34 protein-coding genes are annotated in these 22106 nt (G+C 44.6%); all 34 read left to right on the forward strand.

Annotated features, from left to right (window positions below):
• The first annotated feature begins 38 nt into the window (after window positions 1-38).
• The 34 genes from rpoC to I2I11_RS01335 all read left to right on the forward strand — a co-directional run bounded on the left by rpoC (window position 39) and on the right by I2I11_RS01335 (window position 22069).
• Window positions 39-4355: a DNA-directed RNA polymerase subunit beta' gene (rpoC, locus tag I2I11_RS01170; protein WP_196265832.1), complete on the forward strand. Its 4317-nt coding sequence runs from the start codon at window positions 39-41 to the stop codon at window positions 4353-4355.
• A 12-nt stretch (window positions 4356-4367) separates the two neighbouring features.
• A complete protein-coding gene (locus I2I11_RS01175) occupies window positions 4368-4685 on the forward strand; it encodes a DUF3467 domain-containing protein (protein ID WP_196265833.1) in 318 nt (105 codons plus the stop codon).
• Window positions 4686-4789: 104 nt separating this feature from the next.
• Entirely contained in the window at window positions 4790-5212 is a 423-nt protein-coding gene (gene rpsL / locus I2I11_RS01180) for a 30S ribosomal protein S12 (RefSeq protein ID WP_196265834.1), read from the forward strand.
• Window positions 5213-5230: 18 nt separating this feature from the next.
• Entirely contained in the window at window positions 5231-5698 is a 468-nt protein-coding gene (rpsG, locus tag I2I11_RS01185) for a 30S ribosomal protein S7 (protein ID WP_196265835.1), read from the forward strand.
• 2 nt (window positions 5699-5700) lie between these two features.
• Complete coding sequence (fusA, locus tag I2I11_RS01190; protein ID WP_196265836.1) at window positions 5701-7803, forward strand: elongation factor G; 2103 nt, start codon at window positions 5701-5703, stop codon at window positions 7801-7803.
• Window positions 7804-7812: 9 nt separating this feature from the next.
• The gene (rpsJ, locus tag I2I11_RS01195) at window positions 7813-8118 is read left to right on the forward strand and encodes a 30S ribosomal protein S10 (protein WP_007654312.1); all 306 of its coding nucleotides are present in this window, start codon (window positions 7813-7815) and stop codon (window positions 8116-8118) included.
• Between the two features lie 184 nt (window positions 8119-8302).
• Window positions 8303-8920, forward strand: coding sequence for a 50S ribosomal protein L3 (gene rplC / locus I2I11_RS01200; protein WP_196265837.1), 618 nt, complete (start codon window positions 8303-8305; stop codon window positions 8918-8920).
• 1 nt (window position 8921) lies between these two features.
• The gene (rplD, locus tag I2I11_RS01205) at window positions 8922-9551 is read left to right on the forward strand and encodes a 50S ribosomal protein L4 (protein ID WP_196265838.1); all 630 of its coding nucleotides are present in this window, start codon (window positions 8922-8924) and stop codon (window positions 9549-9551) included.
• On the forward strand, window positions 9551-9838 hold the full coding sequence (rplW, locus tag I2I11_RS01210; protein WP_196265839.1) for a 50S ribosomal protein L23: 288 nt from the start codon (window positions 9551-9553) through the stop codon (window positions 9836-9838). Before rplD ends, rplW begins: the two co-directional genes overlap by 1 nt.
• A 9-nt stretch (window positions 9839-9847) precedes the next feature.
• Window positions 9848-10675, forward strand: a complete 828-nt coding sequence (gene rplB / locus I2I11_RS01215) for a 50S ribosomal protein L2 (protein ID WP_196265840.1) — start codon at window positions 9848-9850, stop codon at window positions 10673-10675.
• Window positions 10676-10954 (forward strand): 30S ribosomal protein S19, encoded by a 279-nt coding sequence (rpsS, locus tag I2I11_RS01220; RefSeq protein ID WP_196265841.1) that lies wholly within the window; start codon window positions 10676-10678, stop codon window positions 10952-10954.
• Window positions 10955-10957: 3 nt separating this feature from the next.
• The gene (rplV, locus tag I2I11_RS01225; protein ID WP_196265842.1) at window positions 10958-11350 is read left to right on the forward strand and encodes a 50S ribosomal protein L22; all 393 of its coding nucleotides are present in this window, start codon (window positions 10958-10960) and stop codon (window positions 11348-11350) included.
• Between the two features lie 5 nt (window positions 11351-11355).
• Window positions 11356-12129: a 30S ribosomal protein S3 gene (gene rpsC / locus I2I11_RS01230; RefSeq protein WP_196265843.1), complete on the forward strand. Its 774-nt coding sequence runs from the start codon at window positions 11356-11358 to the stop codon at window positions 12127-12129.
• Window positions 12130-12159: 30 nt separating this feature from the next.
• Window positions 12160-12582, forward strand: a complete 423-nt coding sequence (rplP, locus tag I2I11_RS01235) for a 50S ribosomal protein L16 (protein ID WP_196265844.1) — start codon at window positions 12160-12162, stop codon at window positions 12580-12582.
• Window positions 12583-12584: 2 nt separating this feature from the next.
• Window positions 12585-12785, forward strand: coding sequence for a 50S ribosomal protein L29 (gene rpmC, locus I2I11_RS01240; protein WP_196265845.1), 201 nt, complete (start codon window positions 12585-12587; stop codon window positions 12783-12785).
• A gap of 13 nt (window positions 12786-12798) precedes the next feature.
• The gene (gene rpsQ, locus I2I11_RS01245; RefSeq protein ID WP_196265846.1) at window positions 12799-13062 is read left to right on the forward strand and encodes a 30S ribosomal protein S17; all 264 of its coding nucleotides are present in this window, start codon (window positions 12799-12801) and stop codon (window positions 13060-13062) included.
• 1 nt (window position 13063) lies between these two features.
• Window positions 13064-13432, forward strand: coding sequence for a 50S ribosomal protein L14 (gene rplN / locus I2I11_RS01250; protein WP_196265847.1), 369 nt, complete (start codon window positions 13064-13066; stop codon window positions 13430-13432).
• A gap of 18 nt (window positions 13433-13450) precedes the next feature.
• A complete protein-coding gene (rplX, locus tag I2I11_RS01255) occupies window positions 13451-13774 on the forward strand; it encodes a 50S ribosomal protein L24 (protein ID WP_196265848.1) in 324 nt (107 codons plus the stop codon).
• A gap of 1 nt (window position 13775) precedes the next feature.
• Window positions 13776-14333: a 50S ribosomal protein L5 gene (gene rplE / locus I2I11_RS01260; RefSeq protein WP_196265849.1), complete on the forward strand. Its 558-nt coding sequence runs from the start codon at window positions 13776-13778 to the stop codon at window positions 14331-14333.
• A 1-nt stretch (window position 14334) separates the two neighbouring features.
• Entirely contained in the window at window positions 14335-14604 is a 270-nt protein-coding gene (rpsN, locus tag I2I11_RS01265) for a 30S ribosomal protein S14 (protein ID WP_196265850.1), read from the forward strand.
• Window positions 14605-14695: 91 nt separating this feature from the next.
• Window positions 14696-15097, forward strand: coding sequence for a 30S ribosomal protein S8 (gene rpsH, locus I2I11_RS01270; protein WP_196265851.1), 402 nt, complete (start codon window positions 14696-14698; stop codon window positions 15095-15097).
• 14 nt (window positions 15098-15111) lie between these two features.
• Window positions 15112-15666 carry a 50S ribosomal protein L6 gene (rplF, locus tag I2I11_RS01275; RefSeq protein ID WP_196265852.1) on the forward strand — a complete coding sequence of 185 codons (555 nt, stop codon included), beginning with the start codon at window positions 15112-15114 and terminating at the stop codon, window positions 15664-15666.
• An 8-nt stretch (window positions 15667-15674) separates the two neighbouring features.
• Window positions 15675-16025 (forward strand): 50S ribosomal protein L18, encoded by a 351-nt coding sequence (rplR, locus tag I2I11_RS01280; RefSeq protein WP_196265853.1) that lies wholly within the window; start codon window positions 15675-15677, stop codon window positions 16023-16025.
• A 5-nt stretch (window positions 16026-16030) separates the two neighbouring features.
• Entirely contained in the window at window positions 16031-16549 is a 519-nt protein-coding gene (rpsE, locus tag I2I11_RS01285) for a 30S ribosomal protein S5 (protein WP_196265854.1), read from the forward strand.
• Between the two features lie 5 nt (window positions 16550-16554).
• Window positions 16555-16734 carry a 50S ribosomal protein L30 gene (rpmD, locus tag I2I11_RS01290; protein WP_196265855.1) on the forward strand — a complete coding sequence of 60 codons (180 nt, stop codon included), beginning with the start codon at window positions 16555-16557 and terminating at the stop codon, window positions 16732-16734.
• Between the two features lies 1 nt (window position 16735).
• Window positions 16736-17182: a 50S ribosomal protein L15 gene (rplO, locus tag I2I11_RS01295; RefSeq protein WP_196265856.1), complete on the forward strand. Its 447-nt coding sequence runs from the start codon at window positions 16736-16738 to the stop codon at window positions 17180-17182.
• Between the two features lie 5 nt (window positions 17183-17187).
• Window positions 17188-18507 carry a preprotein translocase subunit SecY gene (gene secY / locus I2I11_RS01300; protein WP_196265857.1) on the forward strand — a complete coding sequence of 440 codons (1320 nt, stop codon included), beginning with the start codon at window positions 17188-17190 and terminating at the stop codon, window positions 18505-18507.
• A complete protein-coding gene (gene map / locus I2I11_RS01305; RefSeq protein WP_196265858.1) occupies window positions 18508-19281 on the forward strand; it encodes a type I methionyl aminopeptidase in 774 nt (257 codons plus the stop codon).
• A complete protein-coding gene (infA, locus tag I2I11_RS01310) occupies window positions 19282-19500 on the forward strand; it encodes a translation initiation factor IF-1 (protein ID WP_115565614.1) in 219 nt (72 codons plus the stop codon). It begins immediately after the preceding gene.
• Window positions 19501-19505: 5 nt separating this feature from the next.
• A complete protein-coding gene (rpmJ, locus tag I2I11_RS01315; protein WP_007654264.1) occupies window positions 19506-19622 on the forward strand; it encodes a 50S ribosomal protein L36 in 117 nt (38 codons plus the stop codon).
• A gap of 9 nt (window positions 19623-19631) precedes the next feature.
• The gene (rpsM, locus tag I2I11_RS01320) at window positions 19632-20009 is read left to right on the forward strand and encodes a 30S ribosomal protein S13 (RefSeq protein WP_196265859.1); all 378 of its coding nucleotides are present in this window, start codon (window positions 19632-19634) and stop codon (window positions 20007-20009) included.
• 9 nt (window positions 20010-20018) lie between these two features.
• Window positions 20019-20411 (forward strand): 30S ribosomal protein S11, encoded by a 393-nt coding sequence (rpsK, locus tag I2I11_RS01325; protein ID WP_196265860.1) that lies wholly within the window; start codon window positions 20019-20021, stop codon window positions 20409-20411.
• A gap of 25 nt (window positions 20412-20436) precedes the next feature.
• Window positions 20437-21042, forward strand: coding sequence for a 30S ribosomal protein S4 (gene rpsD / locus I2I11_RS01330; RefSeq protein WP_196265861.1), 606 nt, complete (start codon window positions 20437-20439; stop codon window positions 21040-21042).
• A gap of 37 nt (window positions 21043-21079) precedes the next feature.
• Entirely contained in the window at window positions 21080-22069 is a 990-nt protein-coding gene (locus I2I11_RS01335; protein WP_196265862.1) for a DNA-directed RNA polymerase subunit alpha, read from the forward strand.
• Window positions 22070-22106 lie beyond the last annotated feature (37 nt).

Raw genomic sequence — 22106 nt, forward strand, 5'->3', positions numbered from 1 at the left:
GTAAAACATATTCATTGTATTGACATTATTATAATAATATGGCATTTGCAAAAAATAAAAAACTATCTCAGGACTTTTCTAAAGTAACAATAAGCTTAGCTTCTCCGGAGTCAATTCTGGAGCGTTCCAACGGAGAGGTCGTAAAACCTGAGACCATAAATTATAGAACTTACAAGCCTGAGATGGGCGGCCTTTTCTGCGAAAGAATATTCGGGCCCGTAAAGGATTGGGAATGCCACTGCGGAAAGTATAAGAGAATCAGGTATAAAGGTATTATCTGCGACCGTTGCGGGGTAGAGGTAACCGAGAAAAAAGTGCGCCGCGAGCGCATGGGCCACATCGAACTGGTTGTTCCGGTGGCGCATATCTGGTACTTTAAGTCACTTCCGAATAAAATAGGTTATCTGCTCGGCCTGCCAACTAAAAAGCTGGATCAGATTATCTATTATGAAAGATATGTCGTGATTCAACCAGGTATACTGGCAGAAGATGGTGTGAACACACTGGACTTCCTGACAGAAGACGAATACCTGGATATGATCGATAAGCTGCCGCGCGAAAACCAGATGCTGGATAACAATGATCCAAACAAGTTTATCGCGAAGATGGGCGCAGAGTCGTTGCAAATGCTGTTGGAGCGCATCAACCTGGATGATTTATCCTATGAGTTGCGCCATGCTGCCGCACACGAAACCTCTCAGCAGCGTAAGGCCGATGCCTTAAAGCGCCTGCGTGTGGTAGAAGCATTCCGCGATGCTGCCACCCGTATTGAGAACAGGCCAGAGTGGATGATCATCCGCATGGTGCCTGTAATACCGCCGGAGCTTCGTCCGCTGGTGCCGTTGGATGGTGGCCGTTTCGCTACATCCGACTTAAACGACCTGTACCGACGCGTGATCATCCGTAACAACCGTTTGAAGCGCCTGATAGAGATCAAAGCACCGGAAGTTATACTTCGTAACGAGAAGCGTATGTTGCAGGAAGCGGTGGATTCGCTGTTCGACAACTCACGCAAAGTGAACGCTGTTCGTGCAGAAGGAAACCGTGCGCTGAAGTCGCTCTCTGACATGCTGAAAGGCAAGCAGGGGCGTTTCCGCCAAAACCTGCTCGGTAAGCGTGTAGACTACTCCGGCCGTTCGGTAATTGTGGTTGGCCCTGAACTGAAACTGCATGAGTGCGGACTGCCGAAGAACATGGCCGCCGAGCTCTTCAAGCCGTTCATCATCCGCAAGCTGATCGAAAGAGGCATCGTGAAAACGGTGAAGTCCGCGAAGAAAATAGTGGACCGCAAGGACCCTGTGGTGTGGGATATCCTGGAGAACGTGCTGAAAGGCCATCCAGTACTCCTGAACCGTGCTCCTACGCTCCACAGGTTAGGTATACAGGCTTTCCAGCCAAAACTGATCGAAGGAAAAGCGATTCAGCTGCACCCATTGGTATGTACAGCTTTCAACGCTGACTTTGACGGTGACCAGATGGCGGTACATGTTCCACTGGGGCCTGCTGCTGTACTGGAAGCGTCTATGCTGATGCTGGCATCGCACAACATCCTGAACCCTGCAAACGGAGCGCCGATTGCTGTGCCTTCTCAGGACATGGTACTTGGTTTATACTATGTATCTAAAGGAAAGCGCAGCACTGAAAACGAGAAAATAGCCGGCGAAGGCATGAGCTTTTACTCGCCGGAGGAAGTTGTCATTGCCATCAACGAAGGCATTCTGTCGAAGCATGCTTACATCAAAGTAAGAACAAACGTTAAAAACGAGAAAGGCGAAATCGAGAATAAATTGATTGAAACGGTAGCCGGCCGCGTTATTTTTAACCAGTTTGTTCCTGCTGAGGTAGGTTATATTGATGAATTGCTGACGAAGAAAAAACTGCAGCAAATTATCTCCCGTGTATTCAAAGAAACAGGTATGGCGCGTACCGCCCACTTCCTGGATGATATCAAAACGCTTGGGTTCCAGTCTGCCTACAAAGGTGGTCTGTCCATGGGTCTGGGAGATATCTCTATACCTGCTGAAAAAGACATATTGGTTGCGCAGGCCAAAAAAGATGTAGATGCTGTTTGGCAAAACTACTCTATGGGTCTGATTACAGATAACGAGCGCTACAACCAGGTGATTGATATCTGGACGCGTATCAACAACCAGATTACGGAAACGCTGATGCGCCGCCTGGAGAATGACGATCAGGGCTTTAACTCCATCTTTATGATGATGCACTCCGGCGCCCGTGGTTCCAGAGAGCAGATTCGCCAGTTGGGAGGTATGCGCGGTCTGATGGCCAAGCCACAGAAATCGCTACAAGGCTCAGTAGGTGAAATCATCGAGAACCCAATTCTTTCTAACTTTAAGGAGGGACTGGATGTAATCGAGTATTTCATCTCTACACACGGCGCACGTAAAGGTCTGGCCGATACAGCGCTTAAAACAGCGGATGCCGGTTACCTGACACGCCGTTTGGTTGACGTATCGCAGGACGTGATTGTGAACGAGGAAGACTGCGGTACATTGCGTGGTCTGGAGGTAAGCGCCCTGAAAGATAATGAGGATATTGTGGAAACACTCTCAGAGCGTATCCTCGGTCGTGTAACGGTGCATGATGTATATAACCCGATTAGCAATGAGCTGATAGTTGAAGCTGGTCAGGAAGTAACAGAAGAAGTTGCCCGTGCCATAGAGAACACAGCTATCGAAGCCGTAGAAATACGCTCCGTACTCACCTGTGAGTCTAAGCGTGGTATTTGTGCCAAATGCTATGGCCGTAACCTGGCGACAGGCTTTATGGTGCAGAAAGGCGAGGCTGTTGGTGTAATTGCCGCACAATCCATAGGTGAACCAGGTACACAGCTGACACTTCGTACTTTCCACGTCGGTGGTACTGCCTCAAACATCGCGGTAGATGCGACGATCTTTGCCAAGTTCAATGGACAGGTAGAGTTCGAAGATGTCAGAACATTAGAAACAATAAACAACGAAGGGGAGCCGGTAAGGGTAGTAATGGGTCGTTCAGGCGAGGTTAAACTCGTTGATCCTGCTTCCGGCAAGCTGCTTATCAGCAACCACGTGCCTTATGGCTCTTTCCTGACTGTAGAAGAAGGCCAGGCAGTGGAAAAAGGTCAGCCTTTATGTAGCTGGGATCCTTATAATGCAGTTATCCTATCTGAGTTTGATGGGGAGATTGCGTATGAGTCCATTATCGAGGGTGTTACTTACCGCGAGGAATCGGATGAGCAGACTGGCTATCGTGAGAAGGTAATTGTAGACACAAAGGACAAAACGCAGAACCCTGCTATCATCGTGAATCCGAAGAATGGAGAACCAAAAGGCTATAACATTCCGGTAGGAGCACACTTAACAGTAGAGGACGGCGATAAAATCAAAGCCGGTCAGATTCTGGTGAAAATCCCGCGTGCCATTGGTAAAACCCGTGATATTACAGGAGGTCTGCCACGTGTTACCGAACTGTTTGAAGCACGTAACCCGTCTAACCCGGCCGTCGTGTCAGAGATTGACGGCGTGGTAACGTATGGCAACGTGAAACGAGGTAACCGTGAAATCTTTATCGAGTCGAAAGACGGCGTGAAGAAGAAGTATATGGTGCCGCTTTCAAAGCACATTCTGGTGCAGGACAATGACTTTATCCGTGCCGGTATGCCGCTTTCGGATGGTGCTATTACGCCAAGCGATATCCTGAATATTCAGGGTCCCGGTGCCGTGCAGGAATACCTGGTAAATGAGATCCAGGAAGTATACCGTCTGCAGGGTGTGAAGATCAACGACAAGCACATCGAAACAGTAGTACGCCAGATGATGCAGAAAGTAGTGGTCGTGGACCCGGGTGATACCAGCTTCCTGGAGCACCAGGTAGTAGATAAAATTGCTTTCATGGAAGAGAACGACAGAATCATCGACATGAAAGTAGTGGAAGATTCAGGAGAGTCTGTAAACCTGAAGCCGGGACAAATTGTAACGGCCCGCAGACTGCGTGATGAGAACTCCAGCCTGAAACGTCGTGATATGCGTCTGGTAACTGTGCGCGATGCACAGCCATCTGTGTCACGTCCGACGCTGCAGGGTATCACACAGGCGTCGTTGGGTACGCAGAGCTTTATTTCTGCGGCATCGTTCCAAGAAACTACTAAGGTATTGAGCGAGGCTGCTATTAAAGGTAAAGCGGATGAGTTGCTTGGCCTTAAAGAAAACGTGATTGTAGGGCACCTGATTCCGGCTGGTACAGGTCTGAGAGAATATCAGAACCTGATTGTGGGAAGCCAGGAAGAGTATGATTCGTTAATGGAGTCTAAGAAGACCTCCGGCACACGTGCCAAACAGCAGGAATTAGCAAAGTAAAAGAACAGAGGTATGGCAGAGGACATGCAGAAGCAGAATCAAATAAACATAGAGTTGTCGGAGGAGATAGCTGAGGGCCAGTATGCGAATCTAGCCATGATAGCGCACTCCAGCAGCGAATTTGTAATTGATTTTATTCGCTTGATGCCAGGTCTTCCCAAAGCAAAAGTTAAATCAAGAGTTGTTATCACGCCAGAGCATGCCAAACGATTATTGGCTGCTCTGGCCGATAACATCACTAAATTTGAAGAAAACTTTGGTGAAATAAAGCAGGCGCAGGAAGCCCCGTCTTTCCCGATGAACTTCGGCGGCACGATGGGAGAAGCCTAAGATGCTAATAATTAATGCATTAAATTTTTGACATTGCTATTTCAATTTTATACCTTTGCAGACCAAATTTTAAAGTGGAAAAATCTATAATTAACATATTGTAAATGCCTACTATACAGCAATTAGTAAGAAAGGGCAGAGAGAAACTGACATCAAAGTCAAAGTCTCCTGCACTAGATTCATGCCCACAGCGCCGTGGCGTATGTACGCGGGTATATACTACTACGCCTAAGAAACCAAACTCGGCCATGCGTAAAGTGGCAAGGGTTAGGCTCACAAACGGTAAAGAAGTAAACGCCTATATTCCGGGTGAAGGCCACAACCTGCAGGAGCACTCTATTGTGCTGATAAGAGGTGGCAGGGTAAAAGATCTGCCAGGCGTGCGTTACCACATTGTGCGCGGTGCTTTGGATACTGCCGGTGTAAGTGGCCGTCTTCAGTCGCGCTCCAAGTATGGCGCCAAACGACCTAAGCCGGGACAGGCTGCAGCAGCTGCTAAAGGTGGTGCAAAAGGTAAAAAGAAATAAATATAGCGTTTTAATACAATGAGAAAAGCAAAGCCGAAAAGTAGGATTCTCCTCCCAGATCCAAAATATAAAGAGACCCTGGTAACACGTTTCGTTAACTACATGATGGAAGACGGAAAGAAAAGTATTGCCTACGGGATCTTCTATGACGCTGTAGAGCTGATAGAGCAAAGAACAAAAGAAAACGGACTTGAAACCTGGAAGAAGGCATTGAACAACATCATGCCGAGCGTTGAGGTGAAAAGCCGTAGAGTAGGAGGAGCTACCTTCCAGGTGCCGACTGAGGTTAGACCAGACCGCAGAGTATCTCTGGGTATTAAGTGGATGATTTCTTACGCTCGTAAAAGAGGTGAGAAAACAATGAAAGACAGGTTAGCAGGCGAAATTATCGCTGCTGCTAAAGGTGAAGGTGCTGCCGTTAAAAAGAAAGACGATACGCACAGAATGGCAGAGGCTAACAAAGCATTTTCACATTTTAGATTCTAGTAATGTCAAGAGATTTAAGATATACGAGGAATATTGGTATAGCTGCACACATTGATGCCGGTAAAACCACTACGACAGAGCGTATACTATACTATGCAGGTGTAAGCCATAAAATTGGAGAGGTGCATGACGGCGCCGCCACAATGGACTGGATGGAGCAGGAGCAGGAAAGAGGCATCACGATTACGTCGGCTGCCACTACTGTAAAATGGCCATACAGAGGCGATGAATACCATATAAACATTATCGATACACCAGGGCACGTGGACTTTACCGTAGAGGTAAACCGTTCGTTGCGCGTACTGGATGGCCTGGTGTTTTTGTTCAGCGCAGTTGATGGCGTAGAGCCTCAGTCTGAAACAAACTGGCGCCTGGCTGATAACTATAAAGTAGCACGTATCGGCTTTGTGAACAAGATGGACCGTTCCGGCGCTGACTTCCTGGCTGTTTGTAAGCAGGTGAAGGATATGCTGGGCAGCAATGCTGTAGCGCTTCAGTTGCCTATCGGTGCAGAGGATAACTTTAAAGGTGTTGTGGATCTGGTTAACTTCCGCGGTATTGTCTGGAACGAAGAGGATAAAGGTATGACCTTTACTGAAGTTCCTATTCCGGATGATATGATGGAAGAAGCAGAGGAGTACAGAGAGAAGTTGCTGGAAGCTGTTGCAGATTACGATGAGAAGTTGATGGAGAAATACTTCGAAGATCCGGACTCTATCACGGAAGACGAGATTCTGGCTGCCCTTCGTGCCGCTACCATCGATATGGCTATTGTACCTATGCTTTGTGGTTCTTCTTTCAAGAACAAAGGGGTGCAGACCATGCTGGATTATGTAATGGCCCTTTGTCCTTCTCCAATGGATAAAGAAAGTATCAAGGGAATTAACCCTGATACAGGCGAAGAGATTGTTCGTAAGCCAAGCGAAAGCGAACCATTTGCCGGATTGGCCTTTAAAATCGCTACGGACCCTTATGTAGGACGCCTTTGTTTTGTGCGTGCTTACTCAGGAGTGCTGGAGTCAGGTTCGTATGTATACAACACGCGTTCCAACAACAAAGAGCGTATTTCGCGTATCTTCCAGATGCACGCCAACAAGCAGAACCAGATCGAGCGCTTAGGAGCAGGTGATATTGGTGCTGTGGTAGGCTTTAAAGACATCAAAACAGGAGATACGCTTTGCGACCAGAATGCAAAAATTGTCCTGGAATCTATGGACTTTCCGGAGCCCGTTATCGGCTATGCCATTGAGCCTAAAACACAGGCTGACTCAGATAAGATGGGTATGGCTATTGCCAAACTGATAGAAGAAGATCCGACGCTTCAGGTAAATACTGATGAGGAAACAGGTCAGACTATCTTAAGAGGTATGGGCGAACTTCACCTGGAGATCATCATCGACAGGATGAAGCGCGAGTTTAAAGTTGAACTGAACCAGGGCGCACCACAGGTTGCTTACAAAGAAACCATTACTAAATCTGTAGAGCACAGAGAAGTGTTCAAGAAGCAGTCTGGTGGACGCGGTAAGTTTGCTGATATTGTGTTTACAATGGGGCCGCGTGAGGATGGCGTGCAAGGTCTGGAATTTGAGAATGCAATTGTAGGTGGTATCATCCCGAAAGAATTCATTCCATCTGTTCAGAAGGGTTTCGAAGAAGCTATGAAGAACGGTATACTTGCCGGATTCCCGATAGATTCCATGAAAGTGCGCCTGTTCCATGGTTCATTCCATGATGTGGACTCTGATGCGCTGTCTTTTGAACTGGCTGCTCGCCAGGGCTTTAAGGAAGCAGGAAAGCAGTGTGCACCTAAGCTGCTGGAGCCGATTATGGCTGTTGACGTAGTAACACCAGATGAGTATACCGGACCTGTAACAGGCGACCTGAACAGAAGAAGGGGTCTGATGAAAGGTATGGATACCAAGGGTACTGCTACAGTGGTAAAGGCTGATGTTCCGCTTTCGGAGTTGTTTGGTTATGTAACTGACCTTCGTACCATTACTTCAGGCCGAGCTACTGCTTCATTAACTTTCTCCCATTACGAGCAAGTGCCACAAAACTTAGCAGATGCCATTGTCGCAAAAATTAAAGGAACAGCAGCTAAATAATAGTATAAGATGAATCAGAAAATCAGAATTAAACTAAAGTCTTACGACCATAACCTGGTAGATAAGTCTTCTGAGAAGATTGTGAAAGCTGTAAAGGCTACCGGCGCTATCGTAAGTGGTCCAATTCCGCTTCCAACAGAAAAAGATAAATTTACAGTGCTGCGTTCACCACACGTTAACAAAAAGTCTCGTGAGCAGTTTCAGCTTTGTACATACAAGAGACTGGTAGATATTTATTCTACCAGTTCTAAAACAGTAGATGCCCTGATGAAGCTTGAACTGCCAAGTGGCGTTGACGTGGAAATCAAAGTTTGATAAATGCAGATTCAAATAAAAAAGAGGAGGTTGGAAACAATCCTCCTCTTTTTTATTTACAACCTTGATAATAAATAATTTAGAGAAAGGTTGCGATAAAAAGTTAAATTTCATTAACTTTGCACTCCCTTAGCAAAACTGAGGGGTGAAATATTATTGTATCCATCTATTAATAAAAAGTTGAATGCCTGGAATTATCGGTAAAAAAATCGGAATGACAAGCCTCTTCACAGCAGATGGTAAATACACACCCGTTACGCTTATCCAAGCTGGCCCATGTGTAGTTACTCAGGTGAAGACAGTTGAAACGGACGGCTATGCAGCCGTACAGCTTGGCTATGGCGAAAAGAAATTGAAAAGAACGACCAAAGCGGAAGCAGGTCATTTTCAGAAAGCCAGTACATCTCCAAAAAAGAAAGTTGCGGAGTTTGATGTGGAAGGAGTTTCTTTCAACCTGGGAGACACAGTAGACGCTTCTCTTTTTGTGGAAGGCGAGTTTATTGATGTCGTTGGTACATCAAAAGGTAAAGGTTTCCAGGGCGTAGTAAAGCGTCACAACTTTGCTGGTGTGGGCGGCCAGACACACGGCCAGCACAACCGGGCAAGACACCCTGGTTCTATTGGTGCGGCATCATGGCCATCACGCGTGTTTAAAGGTATGCGCATGGCAGGCAGAATGGGTGGTAACAGAGTAAAAATCCAGAACCTGATTGTGCTGCGTGTTATCGCAGAAAAAAACCTTTTAGTAGTTAGTGGCTCGGTACCAGGCGCTAAAAATTCTTACGTGTTAATTGAGAAATAAAATGGAGCTTTCTGTATTTAATATAAAAGGCGAAGATACAGGCAGAAAGGTTACACTTTCTGATGCAGTCTTTGGCATTGAGCCAAACGAACATGCCATGTATCTTGACGTGAAGCAATATCTGGCTAATCAGAGACAGGGTACGCACAAGTCAAAAGAAAGAAACGAAGTAGCAGGTTCTACCAAGAAAATCAAAAAGCAGAAAGGTACAGGCGGCGCCCGTGCAGGCAGCTTAAAATCTCCTGTGTTTGTAGGTGGCGGCCGTATATTCGGACCGAAGCCAAGAAACTATAGCTTTAAGCTCAATAAGAAGCTAAAGGTAGTAGCACGTCTTTCAGCACTTTCTTTATTAGCCCGTGATAACAGAGTTGCCCTGTTGGAGTCATTCTCTTTAGAAGCACCTAAGACAAAAGACTTTAAAGGTATTCTGAGCAACCTGCAGTCAACAGGCAAGACCCTGATGGTGCTTCCGGCTGTAGACAAGAATATCGTGCTTTCCGGCAGGAACCTTCCAAAGCTGAAAATTAAAACAGCAATGGATGTTAACACCTATGATCTGCTTAACACACAGAAACTGCTGCTGGTGGAAGAGTCAGTTAATGTTTTAGAGAACCTCTTTAGCGCAAAATAATGAATATACTTAAAAAACCACTGGTAACAGAGAAGTATGCTGCCATGAACGAGGTTGGAAAGTATACTTTCGAGGTGGATAGAAAAGCCAACAAAGTAGAAATCAGAAAGGCAGTAGAAAAAATGTATGGTGTTACCGTTCAGAAAGTAGCCACCATGCGCACAAGCGGCAAAGTAAAGACAAAATACACCAAGTCCGGTGCTGTGTCTGGCCGGACAACTCCTGTCAAAAAAGCAATCATAACCCTGAAAGAGGGCGATGTAATAGACTTTTATAGCGGCATATAATTAAATAAGATGGCTTTAAAAAAGTTAAGACCAATAACACCAGGTCAAAGATTCAGAATAGCACCGGCTTTCGACGAGCTTACGGCATCTACTCCTGAGAAATCTTTGTTGGCACCTATCAAAAAATCTGGTGGACGTAACAATTCAGGAAAAATGACTATCCGCTATGTTGGCGGTGGTCATAAGAAGAAGTACAGATTAATTGACTTCAAGCGCACCAAGTATGGTGTTCCTGCTACAGTAAAAACAATTGAGTATGACCCAAACAGAACGGCTCGTATTGCACTCTTGTTTTATGTAGATGGCGAAAAGAGCTACATCATTGCGCCGGCAGGCTTGCAGGTTGGCACAGTTGTAAATTCAGGTCCTGGTATAGCACCGGAAGTTGGAAACTGCCTGCCTTTATCTGAAATTCCTCTGGGTACTATTATTCACAATATCGAGTTGCAGCCTGGTAATGGTGCCGTATTAGCACGCAGTGCCGGTTCTTATGCACAGCTTGTTGCACGTGAAGGCCGTTATGCAACAATCAAATTGCCTTCCGGCGAACTTCGCATGGTGCTTGTGAATTGCTACGCTACAGTAGGCACTGTTTCTAACGGAGACCACATGAATGTGAACCTTGGTAAGGCAGGCCGTAACAGATGGCTGGGCAGAAGACCAAGAGTTCGAGGTGTTGCCATGAACCCTGTCGATCACCCTATGGGCGGTGGTGAAGGTAAATCTTCAGGCGGTCATCCACGTTCACGCAAAGGTTTATATGCTAAAGGTATGAAGACCAGGAACAAGAACAAGTATTCTGAACAGCTGATAGTTAATAGAGGAAAGAAGAAATAAATGGCTAGATCATTAAAAAAGGGGCCTTATATTGACTATAGGCTCGAGAAGAAAGTAGATGCGATGAACGAGTCTGGTAAAAAGACTGTTATCAAAACTTGGTCACGCAGATCAATGATTTCCCCGGATTTTGTGGGACATACATTTGCGGTGCATAACGGGAATAAGTTTATACCTGTGTATGTAACGGAGAACATGGTAGGGCATAAGCTTGGCGAATTCGCTCCTACCAGAAACTTCAGAGGTCATATTGCTAAAAAAGATAAAGGCAAGCGTTAAGACATGGAAGCAATAGCAAAACTAAATAACGTGCCTACTTCTCCTCGCAAGATGAGATTAGTGGCAGGTTTGATACGCGGCAAGAGCGTATCAAGAGCACTCGGTTTACTTAAATTCGAGGCTAACTCCGGCGCTCCTAAACTTGAGAAGCTTCTTTTATCGGCTTTGGCAAACTGGCAGCAGGCAAATGAGGAAGACAGGGTAGAAGATGCAAATCTTTTCATAAAGGAAATATTTGTAAATGAAGGCAAAATGCTGAAGCGCCTGCGTCCGGCTCCACAGGGTCGCGGCCACCGCATCAGAAAGCGTTCCAATCATGTTACCCTCATCATTGATAGCATGACAGAAGAGCAGCTAGAGCAGCAATCAAAAAAATCTAAAAAAGCCAACAAGTAAGAGATATGGGACAGAAAGTTAATCCAATCGGGTTTAGACTCGGCATTGTAAAGGGTTGGGATTCTAACTGGTATGGCGGTAAAGATTTCGCTGAGAAGCTGATTGAAGACGAAAAGATCAGAAAGTATATACTGGCACGAATTCCTAAAGGCGGTATTTCTAAAATCATCATTGAAAGAACCCTCAAGCGCATCACCATTACCATCAACACAGCACGACCAGGCGTAGTGATCGGTAAGGGCGGTGCAGAAGTTGACAAGATCAAGGAAGAGCTGAAGAAGCTTACGAACAAAGACGTTCAGATTAACATCTTCGAGATCAAGCGTCCTGAATTAGATGCCAAGCTGGTAGGTGAGTCTATCGCGCAACAGCTGCAGGCACGTATTTCTTTCCGTCGTGCTATGAAGCAGGCTATCGCTTCTGCCCTGCGTGTTGGTGCTGAAGGTATCAAGGTACAGGTATCAGGCCGTCTTGGCGGTGCTGAAATGGCCAGAACAGAGCACTACAAGGAAGGCAGAACGCCGCTGCACACGCTTCGTGCCGACATTGACTATGCATTGTCTGAAGCACAGACCGTGTATGGCAAACTTGGTATCAAGGTATGGATCTTCAGAGGCGAGATATACGGCAAGAAAGATCTTTCGCCTAATGCCGGACTGGAGAGCAAAGGACCTGGTTCATCTGCTGGTGGTGGTGATCGTCGCCGTGAAGGCGGTAATAACCGCAAGAAGGCGGATGGTGCCGGTGCACCAAAACGCAATACCAAGCGTCGCGCATAAGAAATTGTTAACATGATTAAGTTTTAGAAAATGTTACAGCCGAAAAGGACAAAATATAGAAAAATGCAAAAAGGCCGCGTGACTGGTCTGGCTCATAGAGGCAGCACCATATCGTTCGGGTCATTTGCAATAAAATCGCTGGAAGCGACATGGATTACGAGCCGCCAGATTGAAGCAGCCCGTATTGCCATGACAAGAGCCATGAAAAGGGAAGGACAAGTATGGATTCGTATTTTCCCTGACAAGCCTATCACGAAGAAGCCTGCAGAGGTGCGTATGGGTAAAGGTAAAGGTTCTCCGGAGTATTGGGTAGCCGTAGTGAAGCCTGGTACTATCATGTTTGAATCTGATGGTGTGTCGCTGGAAGTGGCCAAAGAATCTTTGCGACTTGCTGCACAAAAGCTTCCGGTAAAAACAAAGTTTGTAGTACGTAGAGATTACGTTGAGAAATAATCATGAAAAATTCAGAAATAAAAGCTTTGTCTGGCGAAGAACTGACAGAGCGGCTTAACTCGGAGCGCTTGAATATGCAGAACCTGCGTTTTGCGCATGCCATATCGCCGTTGGAGAACCCGATGAAGGTTCGTGAGACCAAGCGCCTTATTGCCCGTCTGAAAACTGAGGCTCGTCGTCGTGAAATTGAAGCTAACTCTTAATACTTATTGAATCATGAACGAGAACGAGAGAAACCTAAGAAAAGAAAGAAGTGGTAAGGTTGTTAGCAACAAGATGGACAAATCTATCACTGTGCTTATAGAAAGCAGAATGAAGCATCCTATGTATGGGAAATTTGTAAGCAAGTCCACTAAATTCATGGCACACGACGAAAAAAACGAATGCAACATCGGAGACTATGTGCGCATTCAGGAAACACGTCCGTTGAGCAAGAATAAAAACTGGCGTTTAGTTGAAATTATAGAAAGGGCTAAATAAAATGATACAGCAGGAATCAAGACTATCGGTAGCAGATAATAGCGGTGCAAAAGAAGTACTTTGTATCCGCGTGTTAGGCGGCACCGGAAAAAAATACGCCTCAATAGGAGATCGTATTGTAGTGACTGTTAAGTCAGCTCTTTCTTCAGGTAACATCAAGAAAGGAACTGTTTCGAAAGCCGTTATAGTGAGAACAAAGAAGGAAATCAGAAGAAAGGATGGTTCATACATCCGTTTTGATGACAATGCCGCTGTTCTGCTGAACGCCAACAATGAGCCGCGTGGAACGCGTATCTTCGGACCAGTTGCCCGTGAACTTCGTGAAAAGCAGTTCATGAAAATCGTTTCGTTAGCGCCTGAAGTTCTATAACCCCTAATTCAGATCAAGATGAATAAGAAAAAACTTCATGTAAAAACAGGCGATACTGTTAAAGTAATCGCCGGAGACGACCGTGGTAAGACAGGCCGCATCACCGCTGTGAATCTGGAAAAGCAACGGGTGACTATTGAAGGATTAAACCTGGTAACCAAGCACAACAAACCAAGTGCTAAAAACCCACAGGGTGGTATTGCTAAAGTAGAAGCTCCTGTACATGCCAGCAATGTGGCACTGGTTGATCCAAAAACCGGTGAAACAGTTAAGGCTGCCCGCAGAAAAAACAGCGAAGGTAAATCAGAGCGTTATTCTAAAAAGACAGGAGAGGTAATCTAAAATGGCTACTGCAAGATTTAAAGATAAGTATCAGAAAGAGGTAATCCCTGCCCTGAAAGAAAAGTTTCAGTACAAGAACATCATGCAGGTGCCTAAGATCACAAAGATCTCTATCAACAAAGGTATTGGCGCTGCTGTAGCGGATAAGAAACTTGTTGACATCGGTGTGGATGAACTGACAACCATTACAGGCCAGAAAGCCGTTGCAACAATTGCAAAGAAGTCTGTATCAAACTTCAAACTTCGTGAGGGCATGCCCATTGGCGCTCGTGTTACTCTGAGAGGCCAGAAGATGTATGAGTTCTTGGACCGCCTATTGACAATTGCACTACCACGTGTACGTGACTTCAGAGGTGTAAGTGACAAAGGCTTTGATGGACGTGGTAACTATACTTTGGGCGTTAAAGAACAGATTATCTTCCCTGAAATCACCATTGATAAGGTGAAGGCAATCACAGGTATGGATATCACCATCGTGACGACAGCTAATACAGACGAAGAGAGCTATGAGTTGTTAAAAGCATTTGGTATGCCTTTCACTAACAATAAGAACCAATAAAATGGCGAAAGAATCAGTAAAAGCTAGAGAGCTTAAGAGACAAAAGACTGTAGCAAAATATGCTTCTAAAAGAGCAGAATTAAAAGCCAAAGGCGATTATGAAGGGTTAGACAAACTGCCCCGCAATGCATCACCGGTTAGGCTTCATAACCGCTGTCAGCTTTCCGGAAGACCAAGAGGGTACATGCGTAAGTTTGGTATCTCTCGCGTAGTTTTCAGAGAACTGGCTTCAGTAGGTAAAATTCCGGGAGTAACGAAATCGAGCTGGTAATTTTTTCTTAAGTAATTAAGAAAGGAAAAAAGATATTCGTATCTTTGCCGCTCGCTTCGAGAAAGCAACTCATTATTTTAAGTGATTCGTAATGAACTCAGATCCAATAGCAGATTATTTAACGAGGGTGCGTAATGCTATCAAAGCTAACCACAGAGTAGTTGAAATACCATCTAGCAAAATAAAAAAAGATATTACCAAGGTATTGTACGATAAAGGGTATATTCAAAGCTATAAGTTTGATGACTCTGCTTCGGTACAAGGCGCTATCAAGATTGCGCTCAAGTATAACCCGAGCACCAAGCAACCTGCTATTGTGAAACTGGAAAGAGTGAGCAAGCCAGGGCTGCGCAAGTATGTTGGTACAGATAATTTACCAAGAGTTATTAACGGCCTGGGTGTCGCTATCCTGTCTACCTCTAAAGGTGTAATGACAGAAAAAGAGGCAAGAGGGCTCAACATTGGTGGCGAAGTTTTGTGTTACGTTTACTAATAGGAGGATAGACAATGTCACGTATAGGAAAATTGCCCATCACCCTGCCTAATAATATACAGGTTACTGTTGGTGATAATAACATTGTAACTGTAAAAGGCCCTAAAGGTACGTTATCAACTCCTGTCGACAGGGATATCATCGTGAAGCAGGAGGATAACCAGCTGATTGTTGAGCGCCCGACGGAGCAGAAGCGACACAAAGCCATGCACGGACTTTACAGATCTCTTATCAATAACATGGTTATTGGTGTAACAGATGGCTATAAGGAGAGGTTGGAACTGGTAGGTGTTGGTTACAAAGCCACAGTACAAGGCCAGATACTGGAGCTTGCTTTAGGTTACTCCCACAATATATTTATGGCGCTTCCTGATGAGATTTCGGCTACAGCTGTAACAGAAAAAGGTAAAGCTCCAATCATAACGCTGGAGAGCAACGACAAACAGCTTATTGGTCAGGTTGCCGCAAAAATCAGATCACTGCGCAAAGTAGAACCTTACAAAGGTAAAGGTATTCGATTTGTTGGTGAAGTTGTAAGAAGAAAAGCTGGTAAAACAGCGTCTAAATAATCATCATCATGTCTGTTAACACTAAGATTAAGAGAAGAACCAGAATTAGAAAAAGCATCCGTAACAAGATTTCCGGCACTGCTGAGAGACCACGGCTGTCTGTGTTTAGAAGCAACCGCTTTATCTACGCACAACTGATCGACGATGCTACTGGTGTGACACTAGCGGCTGCCTCTTCAGCTAAACTTGATGATGCCAAAGCCAATGTAGAGACATCTGGAAGGGTTGGAAAAGAGATAGCTGAAAAAGCCATTGCTCAAGGCATTACGCAGGTTGTTTTTGATCGTTCCGGTTATTTGTACCACGGCAAAGTTAAATCATTGGCAGAAGGCGCCCGTGAGGCAGGCCTTAAATTCTAAAGATTATGTTGAAGAACAATGTTCGTAGCGTAAAAGCTAGCGAGATAGAACTCAAGGAAAGAGTTGTAGCCATAAACCGTGTGGCCAAAGTAGTTAAAGGTGGTAGAAGGTTTAGCTTTGCGGCTATTGTGGTGGTTGGTGATGGAAACGGTGTAGTGGGTTATGGTTTGGGTAAAGCCAACGAAGTAACTGATGCTATTGCCAAAGGTATAGATGATGCGAAGAAGAACCTGGTTAAGGTTCCTGTTTATCATAGCACTGTTCCGCATGCTATGGAAGGTAAATATTCCGGTGGTTTTGTACTGGTAAAACCTGCAGCGCCTGGTACAGGTGTAATTGCCGGTGGTGCTATGCGTGCCGTACTGGAGAGTGCCGGTATCAAAGATGTACTTTGCAAGTCTAAAGGTTCTTCTAACCCGCATAACGTGGTTAAAGCTACTTTCGATGCACTTGCTAAGATGCGTGATCCTTTGGCTGTGGCGCAGCAACGCGGTGTAAATCTTAACAAAGTATTTAACGGTTAATTGATATGGCGCAGATTATAATTAAACAAATTAAAAGCATTATTGATAAGCCAAAGACGCAGAAGCTTACTATTAAAGCCTTGGGCCTTGGCAAGATCAATAAGTCAGTAACTGTTGAAAATACTCCTCAGATTGCTGGTATGGTAAAAAAGGTTCAACATCTTATAGAAGTAAATAATATCTAACATGTATCTAAACTCATTAAAACCAGCTGAGGGTTCTGTAAAGAACAGAAAGAGAATAGGTAGAGGTACTGGTTCAGGTAGAGGTGGTACTTCTACCAGAGGACATAAAGGTGCTAAATCCCGTTCAGGATATTCACAGAAGTCTGGCTTCGAAGGTGGTCAGATGCCCCTTCAGAGACGTGTTCCAAAATACGGCTTCAAGAATATCAACAGGGTTGAATATAAAGCTATTAACCTGGATACTTTAGAATCCTTAATCGCTTCTTCTGAGGCAACCGTGCTTGATTTTAACTTTTTCAAGGAGCATGGTCTGGTATCTAAGAACGATAAAATTAAAGTTTTAGGCAGAGGCGAGTTAAACAAAGCTGTAGAAGTACATGCACATGCCTTTTCCGGCACTGCTGCTACATCTATTGAAAAAGCAGGCGGTAAAACAGTTGCTATTTAATTAATATGAAGAAGTTTATAACAACTATTAAGAACATTTTTGCTATTGAAGATTTACGTGTTCGGATTCTGAATACGCTTCTTTTTGTAGCTATTTTTCGTTTAGGTTCTTATGTTGTTCTTCCAGGCATTGATCCAAGTCAGCTGATTGCTAAAACAGGCGGTCTGTTTGGCTTGCTCGATACCTTCCTGGGCGGGGCATTCAGCAATGCATCTATTTTTGCATTGGGGATAATGCCTTATATATCTGCTTCTATTGTATTGCAACTTTTGACCATTGCCGTCCCATACTTTCAGAAGATGCAGAAAGAGGGTGAATCCGGCAGAAAAAAAATTAACCAGATTACCCGCGTGCTTACCATTATCATTACCCTGGCCCAGTCTATAGGCTTTGTGGCAACAATTAATGCGGAAGCTATCGTAATTAATACCACGCTCTTCACCATCACTTCTATGATAGTCCTTACATCAGGTACTATCTTCTGTATGTGGTTAGGTGAAAAAATAACCGATAAGGGCATTGGTAATGGTATTTCCATGCTGATCATGATTGGTATTGTGTCAAGGTTTCCGGGTGCAATTATACAGGAAATGGCTTCAAGGCAGCTAAATGGCGCTTTGGTGTTCATCTTCGAAATGGTTGTGCTTTTCTTCGTGGTTATGTCAGTTGTAATGCTTACGCAGGCTGTGAGAAGAATACCGGTGCAGTATGCCAAGCAGGTGGGAGGCAGCTCTTTATACAGCGGGCAACGACAGTTCATCCCGCTTAAAGTTAATGCTGCGGGTGTAATGCCTATTATCTTTGCGCAGTCGCTGATGTTTTTGCCATCAATGATAGCGTCTATCTGGGCAAAGGATAATGAAACTGCCAATTATATAGGAACCACTTTTTCGGATTTTACCTCCTGGCAGTATAACCTTACTTTTGGTTTGATGATTCTGATTTTTACTTATTTCTATACAGCAATAAGTGTAAATCCGAATCAGATTGCTGATGATTTGAAAAGAAGCGGTGGCTTTGTGCCGGGTGTAAAACCAGGGCGGGCAACTTCTGAATACCTGGATGCGATATTAACACGCATTACCTTACCAGGGGCGATATACCTTGCATTGGTAGCTATATTCCCCTCCATTGCCTTGCTATTTGGTGTTAACCGGGCGTTCTCACAATTTTTCGGAGGTACATCCCTGATTATTATGGTGGGTGTAGTGCTGGACACCTTGCAGCAGGTAGAAAGCTATTTATTAATGAGACATTATGATGGCATGATGAAGACAGGTAAGCTGAGAGGCCGGACTGAAACCATAGCCACTGTATCACAATAAATGATTTTTTATAAAACTGAAGAAGAAATTGAGCTAATTCGCCAGAGTGCTGCCATACTTGGTAAAGCACATGGCGAAATTGCCCGTCTTATAAAAGCAGGTGTTACCACAGCTGCCCTGGATAAAAGAGCAGAGGAATTTATCCGTGATAATGGTGGCGAGCCTTCGTTCAAGGGTTATAATGGTTTTCCCTTTAGCCTATGCATATCTGTTAACGCTACAGTTGTGCATGGCTTCCCGAGTAACTATACTTTGAACGATGGGGATATTATCTCTGTTGATGGAGGAGTATACTATAAAGGCTTTCACAGCGACAGTGCTTATACCCATGCAGTAGGTGAGGTTAGCCCGGAAGTGCAGAAGTTGCTTACTGTAACAAAAGAGTCGCTTTATGAAGGCATTGCCAAAGCTACTGCAAATAACAGGATGGGCGATATCAGTTATGCCGTACAGCATCATGCCGAGAAGAATGGCTTTAGTGTTGTGCGTGAGCTGGTGGGGCATGGAGTAGGCAAGAGCCTGCATGAGGCCCCTGAAGTTCCCAACTATGGCAAGCGGGGAGCTGGCATAAAGTTACAAAACGGTTTGGTGCTTGCTATTGAACCTATGATTAATTTAGGTAAGAAAGGCATCGTACAGGAAGATGATGGCTGGACTATCCGGACACGGGATAACAAGCCATCGGCTCATTTTGAGCATACGGTTGTTGTGCGGAAAGATAAGGCAGAAATATTAACAACTTTTGAACATATAGAACAAGCTAAACAACAATAAATGGCGAAACAGTCATCTATCGAACAAGACGGAACAATAATTGAAGCCCTTTCGAATGCCATGTTCCGTGTGGAGCTTGAAAATGGTCATCAGGTGGTAGCACACATTTCTGGTAAAATGAGGATGCATTACATCAAGATTCTTCCCGGAGACAGAGTGAAGCTCGAAATGTCGCCTTATGACCTGACCAAAGGCAGAATTGTTTATCGATATAAATAAATACAATGAAAGTCAAAGCATCAGTTAAAAAGAGAAGTGCTGAATGTAAAGTTATTCGCCGCAAGGGGAAGCTTTATGTTATCAACAAAAAGAATCCAAGATATAAACAAAGACAAGGATAATTTAAAAGTATGGCTAGAATAGCAGGAGTAGATATTCCGGATAATAAAAGAGGCGAAATCGCTTTAACGTACATTTATGGTATCGGGCGCAATGTGTCTGTTGCCATTTTGAACAAAGCCGGAGTGGATCTTGACAAGAAGGTGAAAGACTGGACGGAAGACGAAGCCAGTGAGATCAGAAATATTATTGCATCTGACTATAAGACAGAAGGTGTTCTCAGATCAGAAGTACAGTTGCATATCAAGCGTCTGCTGGACATTGGTTGCTACCGTGGTTTGAGACATCGTAAAGGCTTGCCTGTTCGCGGACAACGCACCAAGAACAACTCCCGAACCAGGAAGGGTAAGCGCAAAACTGTTGCTAACAAGAAGAAGGCTACTAAATAATATTTGATCATGGCTCAGAAAAGAAAAGATAAGGCTAAAAAGCGTGTCGTAGTTGTTGAAGCAACTGGTCAGGTGCATATCAAAGCCTCTTTCAACAATATCATTATCTCAATAACCAACAATACAGGTCAGGTAATATCTTGGGCTTCTGCTGGTAAAATGGGTTTTAAAGGTTCTAAAAAGAACACTCCTTACGCTGCTCAGATGGCCGCTTCGGATTGTGCCAAGGTTGCTCATGACCTAGGAATGCGCAAAGCTGAAGTTTTTGTAAAAGGCCCTGGCGCAGGTAGAGAGTCCGCTATCCGTACTGTGCAAAATTCCGGAATCGAGGTAACAACTATCAAAGATGTTACGCCGCTTCCTCACAACGGATGTCGTCCTCCTAAACGCAGAAGAGTTTAATTTATCTTATTACACTGATTAAATTATGGCAAGATATACTGGTCCAAAAAGTAAAATCTCCAGACGCTTTAACGAAGAGATTTTCGGCCCAAGCAAAGCATTAAAAAAGAAAAGCTATCCTCCCGGGATGCACGGTCGTGGCCGCCGGAAAAAACAGTCTGAATATTCTATTCAGCTTACTGAAAAACAAAAGGCTAAGTTCATCTATGGTGTTTTAGAGAGGCAGTTCGCTAACCTTTTTCAAAAAGCACACAGAAAAGGTGGTATTACAGGCGAAGTGCTGCTGGCTCTGCTCGAGTCCAGGCTTGATAACACTGTTTACAGATTAGGTATTGCTCCAACAAGAAGATCTGCCCGCCAGTTGGTGCTGCACAAGCACATTCTGGTAAATGGTGAACTTGTAAACATTCCGTCTTACAGCCTGAAGCCAGGTGATGTAGTGGGTGTAAGGGAAAAGTCTAAATCTCTGGAGGCGATTACCACCAGCTTATCTGTGCGTAATGCACGCCAGTATAGCTGGTTAGAGTGGGATGCTACCGAAATGGCTGGCAAGTTTGTAGCTGCACCGCAGCGCGATCAGATTCCTGAGAAAATCCAGGAGCAGCTAATCGTCGAGCTTTACTCTAAGTAAGCAGCTTAATCAATTTTTAACCTTTAACACTGCAAGTATGTCAATATTAGCATTTCAAATGCCAGAGAAAGTCGTCATGGAAAAAGCCGACGACTTTCATGGGCTATTTGAATTCAAGCCGCTTGAAAAAGGTTACGGTGTAACCATCGGTAATGCGCTGCGCAGAATCCTGCTGTCCTCATTGGAAGGATATGCGATTACGAGCGTTCGTATCCCTGGTGTACTGCACGAGTTTTCGTCTGTTGAAGGCGTGGTTGAGGATATTTCTGATATTATCCTTAACCTCAAAATGGTTCGTTTTAAGAAAACGAGCGAAGTAATTGATGATAAGATTACAGTAACCATTTCCGGTAAAGATACTTTTACTGCCGGCGATATAAATAACTTTACAACTAGCTTTGAGGTACTGAACCCGGAGCTGGTAATTTGTCACCTCGACAAAAATATTACTCTGGAAGTGGAACTTGTGCTTCAGAAAGGACGTGGTTATGTTCCTGCTGATGAGAACAAACCCGCGGATCAGGTTTTTGGACTTATCGCCATTGACGCTATTTTTACGCCAATCAAAAACGTAAAATTTAGTGTGGAGAATACCCGTGTAGAGCAGAAAACAGACTATGAAAGACTGTTGCTCGACATTCAGACCGACGGTTCCATACATCCGGAGGAAGCACTGAAAGGTGCTGCCAATATCCTGATTCAACACTTTATGCTTTTCTCAGACAATACCATGACGTTTGAGACGGCGAAGCCCGAAGAAGAAGAGGCAGTGGATGAGGAATTGCTGCACATGCGTAAGGTATTGAAAACATCGCTGGGCGACATGGATCTCTCTGTGAGAGCGTTCAACTGCTTAAAGGCTGCCGATATCAAAACGCTTGGCGACCTGGTGCAGCTGGACATCTCGGACATGATGAAGTTCAGAAACTTTGGTAAAAAGTCATTGACTGAGCTGGAAAATCTGGTTCAGGAGAAGGGTTTGACATTTGGTATGGACCTTTCTAAGTATAAATTAGAAGAAGATTAATTCATTCTACGGCATAATTCCCGATCCCTGCAAAGGT

It is taken from the genome of Pontibacter rufus, assembly GCF_015694705.1.
In the GTDB taxonomy this organism is placed as follows: Bacteria; Bacteroidota; Bacteroidia; order Cytophagales; family Hymenobacteraceae; genus Pontibacter; species Pontibacter rufus.